At 40.2% G+C, this 13,121-nt stretch carries 12 protein-coding genes; 11 read left to right on the top strand and 1 reads right to left on the bottom strand.

Going from position 1 to position 13,121, the window contains the following annotated elements:
- Nucleotides 1-83 precede the first annotated feature (83 nt).
- Complete coding sequence (locus CJD36_RS04515) at nt 84-2,546, top strand: tetratricopeptide repeat protein (RefSeq protein WP_105037896.1); 2,463 nt, start codon at nt 84-86, stop codon at nt 2,544-2,546.
- A gap of 117 nt (nt 2,547-2,663) precedes the next feature.
- Here CJD36_RS04515 and CJD36_RS22950 read toward each other — a convergent pair whose 3' ends face one another.
- Nucleotides 2,664-2,879, bottom strand: coding sequence for a hypothetical protein (locus tag CJD36_RS22950; protein WP_133162491.1), 216 nt, complete (start codon nt 2,877-2,879; stop codon nt 2,664-2,666).
- 468 nt (nt 2,880-3,347) lie between these two features.
- Between CJD36_RS22950 and CJD36_RS04505 the strand changes: the two genes are divergently transcribed.
- The 10 genes from CJD36_RS04505 to CJD36_RS04460 all read left to right on the top strand — a co-directional run bounded on the left by CJD36_RS04505 (nt 3,348) and on the right by CJD36_RS04460 (nt 13,116).
- Nucleotides 3,348-4,238, top strand: coding sequence for a DUF4365 domain-containing protein (locus CJD36_RS04505; RefSeq protein WP_105037894.1), 891 nt, complete (start codon nt 3,348-3,350; stop codon nt 4,236-4,238).
- A 220-nt stretch (nt 4,239-4,458) separates the two neighbouring features.
- Nucleotides 4,459-5,649 (top strand): hypothetical protein, encoded by a 1,191-nt coding sequence (locus CJD36_RS04500; protein WP_133162490.1) that lies wholly within the window; start codon nt 4,459-4,461, stop codon nt 5,647-5,649.
- A 435-nt stretch (nt 5,650-6,084) separates the two neighbouring features.
- Nucleotides 6,085-6,267, top strand: coding sequence for a hypothetical protein (locus tag CJD36_RS04490; RefSeq protein ID WP_133162489.1), 183 nt, complete (start codon nt 6,085-6,087; stop codon nt 6,265-6,267).
- Nucleotides 6,268-6,299: 32 nt separating this feature from the next.
- Complete coding sequence (locus CJD36_RS04485) at nt 6,300-6,680, top strand: single-stranded DNA-binding protein (protein WP_105037890.1); 381 nt, start codon at nt 6,300-6,302, stop codon at nt 6,678-6,680.
- Nucleotides 6,681-6,715: 35 nt separating this feature from the next.
- Nucleotides 6,716-6,961, top strand: coding sequence for a hypothetical protein (locus tag CJD36_RS23640; protein WP_240609290.1), 246 nt, complete (start codon nt 6,716-6,718; stop codon nt 6,959-6,961).
- 8 nt (nt 6,962-6,969) lie between these two features.
- The gene (locus CJD36_RS04480) at nt 6,970-7,743 is read left to right on the top strand and encodes a DUF932 domain-containing protein (protein ID WP_240609303.1); all 774 of its coding nucleotides are present in this window, start codon (nt 6,970-6,972) and stop codon (nt 7,741-7,743) included.
- Between the two features lie 196 nt (nt 7,744-7,939).
- Complete coding sequence (locus tag CJD36_RS04475; protein WP_105037889.1) at nt 7,940-10,870, top strand: hypothetical protein; 2,931 nt, start codon at nt 7,940-7,942, stop codon at nt 10,868-10,870.
- A gap of 7 nt (nt 10,871-10,877) precedes the next feature.
- Entirely contained in the window at nt 10,878-12,014 is a 1,137-nt protein-coding gene (locus CJD36_RS04470) for a hypothetical protein (RefSeq protein WP_105037888.1), read from the top strand.
- Between the two features lie 18 nt (nt 12,015-12,032).
- Nucleotides 12,033-12,530, top strand: coding sequence for an OmpH family outer membrane protein (locus CJD36_RS04465; protein WP_105037887.1), 498 nt, complete (start codon nt 12,033-12,035; stop codon nt 12,528-12,530).
- Nucleotides 12,514-13,116: a hypothetical protein gene (locus tag CJD36_RS04460; RefSeq protein WP_105037886.1), complete on the top strand. Its 603-nt coding sequence runs from the start codon at nt 12,514-12,516 to the stop codon at nt 13,114-13,116. Before CJD36_RS04465 ends, CJD36_RS04460 begins: the two co-directional genes overlap by 17 nt.
- Nucleotides 13,117-13,121 lie beyond the last annotated feature (5 nt).

Genomic DNA, 13,121 nt, shown 5'->3' with positions numbered 1-13,121 from the left:
AACTTAACTGTAGTATATCAATTCGAATACCAAAGACGGATGTTCCAAAATGTTTTCTGATGTTCCAAAATGTTTTTACTAATATGCAACAAATAGATGCAAATCAAATTTTTATACATGAGGAATTGCGAAATTCTATTCATTCAAAAATGCTTGAATTGACCAATGTCAAAGGAGGAAATGAATACGATAAAATTGCCTCGTGGATAAACAACCACATTAGTGAAAATAAAGGTGTGTTGAAGCCCGAATGGGGTAGGATTGGTAGAAGCGCCACCCCATACAGGACAGCGATGAAATTCGAGAATAGTTTCAGAAATAAGAACGTAAATTATCAATATCTGGATTTTCTCTGTTTTCTTTGCTTTGACGGCAAGACACTTATAGACTGTTGGGAAGACAAACAAAACCGTCAAGGTGAAATCCTTTATTCCGTTAGTGTTCCGCATCAATACAGGAACAATTTCAGAAAAGTATTGGAGCGAATTCAGCAGGCAGATACCAGGACCAAAAAAGACAGCGTGAAAGAGGATGTCATTGAACCTGTGCCAGAGATTATTGAAAATACATTTGATGACGCTTCTGCGAACCAGAACAAGAAAGAAACCGAAAGTAGACAGAGAAACAGTAGAGACATTAATTATTCTTTGGGAGTGCCTGTAGTAGAGTACAAAGAAAATACACTTTTAACTAAACTATATCAAAGAATAAAAGAAAAAGTGCTTGGAAATCGTATACCTTATTCCCTTAATTGCAGCATCGAATTAGTTACCCCAAATATTTATTCCTTTTCCAGAATTCGCGTAACAAGTGAGGGAAGTGCAGAAATCCACGCAGTGAACTGTTGGTTCAAATTTGATATTTCGAACAGCTCAAAAGAACCAACAACTCTTTATGGGGTTTATTACGGAGAAGTGGGTCTTAAAGAAAAGGGCCTTATCTACGTTCCGATTAAAACTCTTAGTATCGCCGAAGACGAAATAAGTTTGGGAGAACGTCAACCTCTGCCAACGACAGTACAAGGCAACAGTAAGATTTCATTCTATGCGTTCCTTGAGGTAGAGATAATTAAAGACTTACGCAAACCTCTTTTCGAGTTATACGACAATCGAATCAGGAGTATGAGTTCTTTTGCGACCGCATTAGCGACGGTACGGCCCTATCATGGTTTCAAAGAACACTGGGATAAAAGCCTGAATAAGAAATTCGTTAAAGAAACGTTCGGATTGGTTCAATCGTTAAAACACGACCCTCAGGTTGAATTAACCCTGCCTTTAAAGGAGGGAGAGGTGATACTCTCTTATTCAGATTTGCTGGGAGTTTTACCTCAAAACTTCCAGTTGGATTTATACAAATTTTTTAACGATAGCGTAAGGTGGGAGAATATACTAAGTCAGCGTATGCCCAAAAGGGTTTTATTTAGATTTCATTTCGAAAATAGAATAATTAAACAAGTGGTATTTACAAGGGCTGCTTCAGTTTTTTGGTTCTTCACCCAAACTTTGGAGGTGCTAGAAAAGAAAAATGAAATTATCCTAACTGAACGGCAGATAGAAGAGGCAGAAATAACGAAGCTAACGGAAGGACAAAGATACGAGGAGGCTTTTGTTAAGGTTGAGAGTTATAATAAGAAATATGGTTTGGATAGAACGCCGTCTCACCACTGCTGTCTTGGTGAATTAAAAAGAATGACTGGTGATTATAAGTCAGCATTAGGATATTTTCAAATTGCTGATAGACTGGAGTCGAACCAATTTGAAATTATATATCCACTAGCCTTGACTTTAATTAATATGGGCCGACACAAAGAAGCTACTGACAAATTGGAGCAGTATAAATTCCTTGAAAAAGATTATAATGATGTCAGCCGAATAGCATTGTTGAATTTATTAGTCGGGTGCTATTTCCTCTCAGGAAATAGTCTAAAGCAAATTGAGAAACTAGTTGAAGTCGAGCAAATTTTAATTGGCGACAACCCTGAATTTCGTCTTCATAAAATGGGCAACATCGCCAATTTAATAAGATGCTATTTAGAAACAAACCAGTATGAAAAAATAGAAAAATATCTTTCAGTAGAACAAGAAATCTATAACTCTCAAACGGAACTTCTCAAAGAAGAGGTATTAGTTTTTTATTTTCTTGGAGTATATTATTCAAAAATAAAAAGACACGAGTTTGCTATACAACTTTACAACTCATATATCGTCTTGATTGGCAATTTTGAAATGGGAAAGAGCGAACGCTCGCTTTGGTTGCAGTCGAAGATTAATTCTGCTGTCTGTTATGACCTAATAGGTCTGCCCAAAAAAGGTATACAAATTTTGATCGACACCGTTAATTCGTGTGAAAAAGAAAAAGATTCGCTGGCAATTTTGCATCACGCGCTTGCCTTATTTTATGACAGAAGCGATAGAAAGGACGAAACGATAATGCATATCAAAAAAGCATTAACTTACGGAGAAACAGCGTTTGGCAAAAAACACACGCATTATAAGAAGTTTCTTAATGACCATAGTTACATAAATACAAAATACAAAGTACAATGATATTATAAAGATCACTTTTAATGATTCTTGCGTCAGGAAATGTCACTGTTTGGTTGAAAAAACCACAAGGGTTGGAATTAAGCACTCTTGCTATTTCAAAGGTGTGCGCATGCTAATCTATGATGTCTGCTCCGCTTCACGCTCTACAGCCAGCCACGCACAGGTAAATAGGAATTCAGCTGTATCGCTTGGCAAAATTTGCGCCAGTCCTAAGGCAATCACTTGCCCTGAAAGAGCATTACCAAAGGATGCAGGGCAAGAAATAGCATTGTTCCGTAAAGAATGATACCCGCATGCGCCGGGAATCCATTCTTTCAGAACTCGGACTGTCACACTTTTTGCGCTTCACAATAAAGCCTCATGGATGCTCCCTGTCCTGCGCTCTATACCGTATAGTTCATTGCAAGCACACCAGAAGGCGAGCTCTTACTCCTATCCAATGATCGCAGTACATCCGCATCCCTTGTAAGTGCTCGCCTGCATTACCACCGTCTGCGTTTCAGATGTTTGCTGGCACGTGCCTACGCATATGGTTCATCCACACAAACATCCTGCTCTGTGCGCCTATACCACTGCGTTCCTTATATCCGCGCCATCCGGTGGCACTCGCAGGAAACCCGCAAGCTTGTTTCCTTTCTGGCGAGCTAACACAATGATCACAATGGAATATTGCAATCATTTCTGCCAAAGCGTAGCTGAAGGCTCTTTTACCTTGCCTGCATTTCAGGTGATATACGAATAAAATCTCCTTATATTTAAGCGCGTTCACTCAATTTTGGTGAATTTCAATTATACCGTATAATGGCAAAATCAAAAAAAGCAAAAGAGTTACCTGTCATATCGTCCTCACAAATCAAGGAGAATGATTCTAAATTAATATTTGCGACTGTAATGAAGCCGTGGCTTGTGCGCATGGATATACCTCAGGATTTCGGGATAGACGCAATTGTTGAGGTAACTACACCACTTTCAAATTCGGATCGTATTGTAACAGGAAAGCGATTTTCAGTTCAGTTAAAATCGTCTGATAAGGACAATCTCGATAAAAAAAAGTTCTCCTTAGTAATAGAAAAAAATAAGATCACATATTGGAATAATGCGATTGAGCCGGTACTATTAGTCTATATCAATCTTAATACAAAAGAATGTTTCTATAGGTGGATTGATGAGCACTTAGTCAACGAATTATTTGACTGTAATCCGAACTGGATAGCACAAGAAAGTGTTTCTATAAAATTTGCGCCAAAGGATATTATAACACCAGCAAACCTGATTGAAATTGAAAAATACGTACTGCGCTGGAAAATTGGCACAAAATCAATTTTGATGCCTAGGGCATACTTTAAATTTAATGACGAGGTTCGGGAAAGTATTGTTGAGTTTCAAGAGCAAATCAATAAAAACAAAATAGATTTTCTATCAAGTGAAATAAATGAATTAACTGATTCAATTTATAAGTCGATCTACACTATTGCGATAGTCGGACCAACAAAAGCCGGGAAAAGCACGTTAATTAATTGTCTTTTAAAACAAGAAATTTCCCCTGTAGGTGCGCTTCCGACAACTGGCATACCGATTACAATTTATCCAAGTGCTGAAAATAAAACTACAATTCTATTAAAAGACAATTCAGAAATTTATGGAGATATTGGCAGCGATTTTCTAAATCAGTACACAACACAACAATCATGACAACATAAAAAATGTAAAGCTTGTCTCTGTACACCTAGTAAATACGCTTCTTGAAAAAGGTTTTGCCTTCTGTGATGTACCAGGTCTTGACGATGCCGATAGTGAAATTCGAGGGATTACAAGAACGGCATTATATAATGTAAATGCAATAATCTACGTAATTAGTGCAGCTCCTTTTGCATACGGGGATTTTTCTATAACGAAATCAATCATTGAGGACTTGAATTTTCTTGGCGGCAGAATGGAGCGGGTCTTTTTGGCTTTTAATAAGATTGATGCTTTAAGTGAGCTGCAACTTAGTCAGTTAAAAGAATATATATTGAACACATTGAAAAAATACGATGTAGTAAAATATCTACCTACAGAACCAGCATATATAAGTTCAGAAAAATCTTTTGACAATAGAATTAGTAATAACGCAACAGCCGATACAGTAGGGGAACTGGAAAATGTTGTTTGGACTTATTTATTAAGTCAAAATAAAACTGGTTTACATCGGCTTATTGATAGTTGTAGTAAAAGTTTACAGCTATTTGAAAAATTTAGAAATATACTAAATGCAAGAGTGCTGAATGCCGAAAAAAGGCTGCAGACAGAAACTGAAATACAATATGTAAAAAAGGAATTAGACAGCTTCATTGAGATTGTATACGCCCACAGAAACAAAATATATCAAGCTGCAGATCAACATGTCCAAAACTCTTTTAATAACATTATTAAATATTTAGAGAATTCCTTAAGGGAAACCCCAATCGGTAACAAGCTGCCGGAAAATAAAAATATAGCAACCTGGCTTGAAAATAATGCCCAAAAAACAATTTCTGAAATTTACACATATCAGCAACAGGAGATATCAAAATTGCAAATGGAAATTAATCAATGGGTCAATGAAAAGCTTAAGCAAATTGGTCTTAAAATAGATGTTTCGAATAGTAAAATGTCTTTACAAGAAGGGCAAATTACGGCCACTCAATTACTGCAATATTTCGAAAATAACACGTCTCCTTACAGAGGCGTAATGGAAAATGTTTTTTACGGCGTTGGGATTGTAATTGTTTCTTTTTTTAGCGCTATTGAAGAATTATTTACTTCTAATAAGAAATTACGAAATAAGCAAATTGCCAGTATAGTTGCTAGGTCTAGTGACGGTTATAAAAATATTGAGACAAATTTTCTGTTAAACTTTCATCATCATCTTAATACTATTACGGAAGATATTAAGATAAAATCTTTAGACAGAACTGATGTATACCTAGGTGAATTGTCTTCGCAACTGGAGAAATTCGAAACCCCGATTTCAAATATTGAGAAGCTAAATTATGAAAGATTTTTAGCAGAAATTGGTCAGATTGAACTAAAAATAGGTAGCAATTTAAACCACTTAAAGGCCTATACTTACGGAATTGATTAGCAGGAAAAATTGCAATGACCTCAATAATTAGGCTATTAATGACATTTCTAAAACTTAATTTATCTATAGATACGCTATACCGTAGATACTACAGTGTAGAATTTATGTTCGCCTAAAGTATATAATTCTCGAATTTCTTTTTGGCCAGTGCCACAGCAAAGATATGCTCGTCCGTTCACTGCCGGCAAGGTCTGCGCTCCATTGCATTTTGCTGGCCATAGGTGAGCAAAAATAATCTCCACACCCGTACAACTTTTGACTACGATCTCTTTTGGGGTCGTATTTTTTTTGCTCCAACCTTGCCTTGCCATCTCCGTCCGCTCTTACTGTTGCTTATCACCGGTCAATAAGGCTTTTTAAGCCAAAACAGGCTTTGTCAGACGCACAAAAACAGCACAGCATATGGAACAGAACATCACACGGCTATCCCGCCTCATGCGTATCTCATGGCAGATACAGCGCACCAAGCGCAAGACACGCTCCGCAGCCCTCGTGGCTGCCTGGGCGATACTCACAAACGAAGACATTACCGTCCAATACCTCACAAGGAAACTGAACCACGACAGACCGCTCACCAAACGCGCAGAAGGCCAGTTCGTACTCTTCTCCAATTCGTAACCATTTTCTCAAACAATTAAAACCAAAAACGTATGGAAATCACAGGCAGGCTGACCGCAGATGCACAGGTCAGAAAGACAAAGGACAATAGGGAACTCGTAGCATTCACCATAGCCCTCAACAACCGTTACAAAACTAAAGCGGGAGAGGTAAAAGACGATGCAACATTCATCAGCTGTAGCTATTGGGTAAGTACCAAGATAGCTACGATCCTAAAGAAAGGAAGTATCGCCACAGTTGGCGGGTGCATTGGCTTGAATGCCTATAAGACCAATGATGGCGAATACCACGCCCAGCTCACATTCCATTGCGACCACATTAAGCTTATCGGTGCAGCAAAGAATACCATACCTGCAAGCGTAACAGCAGGGTCAGACAATCAGCAGAAGCCGGATGACGACCTGCCATTCTAACTACATCCATTTTGTAACCAAATAACATCAATGATATGTCACACAACATCAATTTCAATGACCAGACACAAAAACACAGCTTCTTTTCAGTTAAAGAAAAGGCATGGCACAAATTAGGTCAGATAGTAGAAAACTATCCGACAAGCAGGGAAGCATTACAATTCGCAGGGCTTGATTTCGAGGTACTGAAACGCCCTAACATTCACTTGCTCGACAATGGCGAAGTAATCACTTCAAACAATTCTTTCTACACGTACCGCCTGATACGAATGCTGTATTAGGCGACAAGCTGGGTGCTGATTATAAGGTTGTACAGAATGCAGATGCGTTTGCTTTCTTTGATGAAATAGTAGGCGGTGATGGTATCATGTATGAGACCGCAGGCGCACTTGGCAAGGGTGAGCGCATATTTATTACTGCCAAACTACCGGACTATATTAAGGTCGGAAAAGATGATCTGATTGAAAAATATTTGTTCCTTACTACTTCCCATGATGGCTATGGCAGTATCACCGCAGCCTTCACACCGATACGTGTGGTTTGTGCCAACACATTGAGCATAGCACTCAAAGATTGCAGCAATATGATAAAGATCCGGCACACGCAGAGCGCACAGGACAGGCTGAAAGAGGCGCATAAGGTCATGGGCATATCCAACAGGCTATCCAACCAGTTAGAGGATATATTCAACCAATGGGTAAAGGTAAATATAACTGATGCCGAAGTAAAGAAGCTAATACAGCTTGCATTGGTTCCGAACAAGGAGGTGCTGAAAAACGTAGTAGAAGGGAATGAGGATGAATTGTCCAGTTGCTTCATTAACATCTGCAACAATGCCTATGAATACGGCTTAAGTAGCCCAACGCAGCAGACAGACACTACAAGAGGTACATTGTTTGGGGCATATAATGCGATAACGGGGTACTTTCAGAACGTACGGAACTACAAAGATGATGAAGCCAAGTTCAAGTCCATTATGTATGGTACAGGATTGATACGGACGCAGTCTGCATTCAACTTGTGTACTGATTTCGCAAAGCACGGAGGACCAACATTGAACTAAGGATATGCATTGCCGGAAGCGAGCCACCCGAAACGGGCGGCTCGCTGTTTTTAATATAATAGTAATTTTTTCTAAAACAAAAAAATATTGTTGCTATTGTATGGCAAATAAATGCGCTATACATTTATCCCATCGTTAACTATTATGATATAAGCATGTAAGACAAAGAGATACACTAGAAAATAATACCCCACCAATGACCTACCTGAAGCTATACCTTATTGCCTTGATTGCAATTGTATTGCACCCTGCCGCAGGTATAGGTCAGCAGCAACATTCTCTGAAAATACATACCGATTACCCCTCTCTCAGCAAAGCGCGCACATTACACCAGTTAGTCTACATCTCTTCCGATTTTTCATTTAAGGGTATGCTACAGCTTCGTAGTGTAAAGTATAACAGTGGCAATGACAGCATAGTTGTACTAACTATAAAGAATCAGAAAGTACAAGTACACAGTGGGCTATCCAAATTCAAAGTGAAATATGAAGACGATGACACCAATGCAACCTTTTCAGTCCCATATCTTGAGATACTGAAGAGAACCGGAGGAATAGCACCGGGTTTATACAGGACAACAGTAACAATAACAGATGCAGTCACCCATAAAGAATACACTGCTGTTTTCCTCCAGGAAGCGGATAGCATATTAGGTGCAGGCTCTGGCCTCCGATCCGATGTGAATAAAAAGCTGACGCCTGCGTCAGGCCCGTTTGCCAGCCTGAAAAAGCGGGCAGAAAAGGTCAAGGCATATGGCTCAGGGAATGCAATACGCAATGCCAAAAAGAAGCTAAAAGATGTGTCAGCGAACAGGGGGCTTACGCATGTGCAATATGAAAAACGAGGAAAAGCGTACATAGATTTTTATTATGAAAATTGGTTCGCAGGAAGGTATGAAGTAAGTGATAAGAAGCCCCTATCAAACCAGTTGCTTGGGCAGCAAGATATAGCAGCGGCCACAAACATGAACAAGTTGGCAGGTAACGAACTCAATTCACCATCGCTATTTTCCCAGTTCAAGGCATTCAAGAAACAGAAAGACGACAACAAAGAAATTGAGGGTGAGACTGCAATGACAACTAACGTTGCCAGTAACCCAGATCCTGGCTCAGGGATAGATAATAACTACTTTGAGGTAAGGGGCATGGTCGAAATTCCGATATCCGGCTTGCCATTTGAATTGGAGGGAATGTACACTTCGCAGGATGCCCGCCGTTCTGTAAAGTCCAGCTACTTCAGGGTTCACTATGACGTGAGCAAGGTTAAGGATGAATTGCAGCAATTCATTGGTGCCTATAACCAGAAGTACGCTGAAACGAAATCAAAAGGCGTGGGGATGCAGCAGGTGTACCAGAAGATGATCAGTTCAATGGAGGGTCAAAAAACAAAGCTGACCAATGAACTGAAGAAAGAGAGCAGCCTCGAAGATGGCAAAAGCCTTACAACAATAGGAGCCGGCGACATTGTTGATACGGCAGCATTAAAGCAGCAAGCGATCAGCACCGTTGATTCAAACAACAAGGCTGGAAAACTGGCAGATGATGCTTCGGAAAAGAAAGCTAAAGCACTAAAGAAGAAGGAGCAGCTGGAGAAGAAATATAAGGAACTGGAAGCGCTGGATAAGAAAATAGAAAAGTACAAGGCATTGTTGGAGCAGAACAAGAATAATAACTATTTCGATTCGGCCGTGGCATACAGCAAGATACGCACGCAGGATTACAACAGCCCGGCATCCTACAAGCAGCTCGTCAAAAAAAGCAGTGATATATTGCCTGATGGAGCAGCGAAAAAATTTGTTTCCGGCCTGACGAATGTAGATGCCGGTATGTTCTCTAAATATTCCTCGAAATACACCATGTCGGGCCAGATGATGAAGGGACTGGACCTTGGATATGACTTAGGTTTTTGTGAAGTTGGAGGAACAGTCGGCAAGACAGAATATGTAGGCCGCGACGGTACACCCGACAAATACACCTGCTATTCGGGCAGGGCAATTTTCAATTTTTTAGAAACACAGAAAATAGGTTTTATCTATTACGGGTATACCATCGATAAGACAGCATTCGCAGGCGATGGCTTTTTCAAGAATGTAAATATCGCGACACCTACGTTTTCCAATCCGGTGCATATACTGTCTGTTAATTATGGCGGCACTGCATCGAAATACGTTACCATTGAGGCAGAGGGAGCGATGAGCATTAAAAAATATATGCCTGTTGAAGGTCGTAGCAGTACCACCTATGGAAAAGATAATATGGCCTGGCATATCAGCAGTGATGGCAATATACCCAACACTTCGGTGAGCCTCCTCGGGTCTTACGACAAGACAGGCAAACAATTTGAGAACAGCACATTGCCCTTGTCCCGAACCGGGACAGAGCAATATAAACTTGCAGGGAAAACCGACCTGTTCCATTCATTTGTAAGTGTTGGGATCGAATATAACTATCTGCTCCAAAGCAGCTTTTCTGGGACGGCTTCAAACACTAAATGGGGATTTGACATTAAGACGCATTCGAAGAGATACCCCACTGTATCTATTTCCTATAAGCCGTTTGCAACGTTCAGGTCTTATTCCGATACGCTCAATATTCCCCAGCGGCCTCTATTGGGCGCTGTATGGACCAGCAAGGCCAGCTACCAGTTAAAAGAAAACGGGCGGATATGGCGTTTCAATCTTTTGTACAACAAATGCATTACCGTGCTCGATACGACAGCATATGGCAATACACTGATGCAGCTGATGTGCATGTATACGAAAAAGCAGGTGTCGGTTGCAGCCATAGCTGGTTATACGAGCCAGACAGGGGGCAATACCACAACTGCAATTGTCACGGCGCCTGACCGTATGAGTTTTCTCAGCTTTACGGAAAGCTATACTATAAGCAAGCAATATAGCATAACAGGTAGCCAGGATATAGGACATGCAAAATTCGGGATGTGCAAGTATGGTTTGTCTGTTGGGGTAATGTGCTCGTTTAAAAAGAGCCCGATAACAGCAAGAATGAATTTAAGGTACAGCGACTACAAGCTGAACGAAGTAGAACAATGGAAACAGCTATATAGCGGCAATATGGAAGTAGCGTACAGATTCAAGGCAAAAAAGAAAGGAAACAATTTTAAATGAACGGACTATGAAACGAACAATCAATTCATTGGGGAACAATCTCCTGTTATTGCTGTGTTGCCTGCTGTTTACAGTATGCGCTAGTGCACAGCAGAACCTGGTCGTTGATCTGTCTCCTGTAGATGGCATCAATCTAACGCCCGAAAACATACTGAATTTCAGATTGCAGGCTTTAGGGACAAACGTAGGTAAAGTGCAGATAACGGGTACTGTCAGGTTCCGGAATTCTCCTCAGAATTTTAGTTATTCATTTAAATACGATCTCCACACCGGGATGAACACCATTGATGCCGGACAGGCGCATCCACAGTGGCAGTTTTCGTCATCTGCGCTGAAAGAGTTGTTCTTCAATTATAAAACCCTGCCCGAAGGAACGTATGAATACTGTGTGTCAGTTGCGCCAATTTCGGCGCATGGAGAAGTGTCAGAGCATCCATTTGACGAGTGCCTTTATCACAAGTCCGACGAAGTGTTCCTGATCAACTTATTAGAGCCCGAAAACAAGGCAAAAATACATGAGTACACGCCTATGTTGTCGTGGGTAGCTAACTACTCCTTTTCGAATGAGCTGACATACCGGCTTAGGGTTGCGGAAATAAAGCAGGGGCAGAATCCTGTTAACGCAGTGATGCGCAACCAACCCGTGTATGACGAAAAGAACCTGATGCAGAACAGCAAAGTCTACCCCATTTATGCCAGGCCATTGGTTAAGAACCAACCCTATGCATGGACAGTAGACGCTTATTACAAAGGCATACTACTAGGTGGCGCAGAAACATGGCAGTTTACCATAGTAGATGAAAGCCCAATCACTGGACCACCGGTAAGCAGGTCATACATTGATATAAGAAAAGAAAACGGTGCTGCTCAGTTATATGCAACTGGCGAAATAAAACTGAAATATGACCTGGATAAAGGCAGAAGGGATACGTTGATTCTAAAACTGGTAGATGAAAAAGGAAAAGAGCATACAATCAAGCCCAACAAGCTTCCTGCGCAGTATGGTGACAACCGCTACACGCTTGACTTAATGGAGAAAGGCAATTTAAAACACCAGCACCAATACAGGCTGCTGGTGGCAACGAAATCAGGTGAGCATTTTGCAATACCCTTTGAATATATAAATCCTGATTTTACACGATAAAACAAAACGATCCTGGGCATGGCTAAAATTTTCATAATCTCTTTTTTGATGAGTGCCCTAACAGGCACAGGTGTTTACTTAATGTTGAAGAATGACAACAAAAAGATAGGCGTAGTGGACGCGGTAAGGTTATTCGACCAATACAATATGAAGAAAGAACTGGAAGATAAGGCTAAGGTCAAGCTACAGATGCTAGGCAAGCAAATGGATAGCGTAGAGAACCTGCTTAACATGGCTAAAGCTGTTAAAAATGACGACGGGATAAAGAAGATGTCCTATGCCTATAGCTACGTACGCAGCTATGTTGAAAATGAATATAAACAAAGCAATAAAGAAATAAACGAGCAGGTATGGAAGCGGCTGAACAGCGCCATTGATGCATATGGCAAATCAAAGGGGCTTCACCTGATAATCGGGGCAAATGGTATGGGGTCAGTATTGTTCAATGACGATTATTACGACCTTACTTCAGAAGCAATAAAATATGTAAACAAAAAGTATGAAGAAGGTAATTAGTCTATATGGCTCACTGTTGGTTATCCTGTTTTTCATTGGCTGTAAAAAGTCTTTGAAAGGCCACGAATATGTGGGCTTTATCAAGGAAGAGAAGAACGGCCTTAAAAAGACTGTAGCTATTGATGGCTGGGAATACACTATACAGTACAGGCCGATTGAATACATTCTGTTGCAGGAAAATGATGATAAAGGAAGAGAAAAGAGAAAGCAAGAATTAAAAGGAACAGCCTGTTTTGCAATAAAAATAAAAAGAGCTGACAATAGCGTTTCTCCACTTCGGTACAATCTGGAATCCCGGGATGAATATGACAAGAGGTTAAATTATTTTCTGAATGGCGCAGCAAAGGATATCAAACTTTTATACAACCAGACAGACACGTTATATCCAATCGCGTATGAGTTTGAGAACAACTATAACCTAACCCCTGAAGAAACAATGTTAGTGGGATTTACGTTGCCTGGCAAAGAAGATGCTCCTAAAGAAGACATGCAATTGTCATTCAGTGATCAGATTTTTAAAAATGGCATTATTAAAGTAAAGATAAAAAAAGACGACCTGAACAATATTCCTAACCTGATCGATTAAAGCTG

The sequence above is a fragment of the Flavipsychrobacter stenotrophus genome (assembly GCF_002954265.1).
Lineage (GTDB): Bacteria > Bacteroidota > Bacteroidia > Chitinophagales > Chitinophagaceae > Flavipsychrobacter > Flavipsychrobacter stenotrophus.
The sequence above is the reverse complement of the archived record's forward strand: the minus strand, read 5'-3'. Positions and strand labels throughout refer to the sequence as shown.

Excerpts from the sequence above, each read along its gene's own strand:
- CJD36_RS04515 (WP_105037896.1), top strand. The coding sequence starts at position 84 with ATGCAACAAATAGATGCAAATCAAATTTTTATACATGAGGAATTGCGA.
- CJD36_RS04505 (WP_105037894.1), top strand. The coding sequence starts at position 3,348 with ATGGCAAAATCAAAAAAAGCAAAAGAGTTACCTGTCATATCGTCCTCA.
- CJD36_RS04490 (WP_133162489.1), top strand. The coding sequence starts at position 6,085 with ATGCGTATCTCATGGCAGATACAGCGCACCAAGCGCAAGACACGCTCC.
- CJD36_RS04485 (WP_105037890.1), top strand. The coding sequence starts at position 6,300 with ATGGAAATCACAGGCAGGCTGACCGCAGATGCACAGGTCAGAAAGACA.
- CJD36_RS23640 (WP_240609290.1), top strand. The coding sequence starts at position 6,716 with ATGTCACACAACATCAATTTCAATGACCAGACACAAAAACACAGCTTC.
- CJD36_RS04475 (WP_105037889.1), top strand. The coding sequence starts at position 7,940 with ATGACCTACCTGAAGCTATACCTTATTGCCTTGATTGCAATTGTATTG.
- CJD36_RS04470 (WP_105037888.1), top strand. The coding sequence starts at position 10,878 with ATGAAACGAACAATCAATTCATTGGGGAACAATCTCCTGTTATTGCTG.
- CJD36_RS04465 (WP_105037887.1), top strand. The coding sequence starts at position 12,033 with ATGGCTAAAATTTTCATAATCTCTTTTTTGATGAGTGCCCTAACAGGC.
- CJD36_RS04460 (WP_105037886.1), top strand. The coding sequence starts at position 12,514 with ATGAAGAAGGTAATTAGTCTATATGGCTCACTGTTGGTTATCCTGTTT.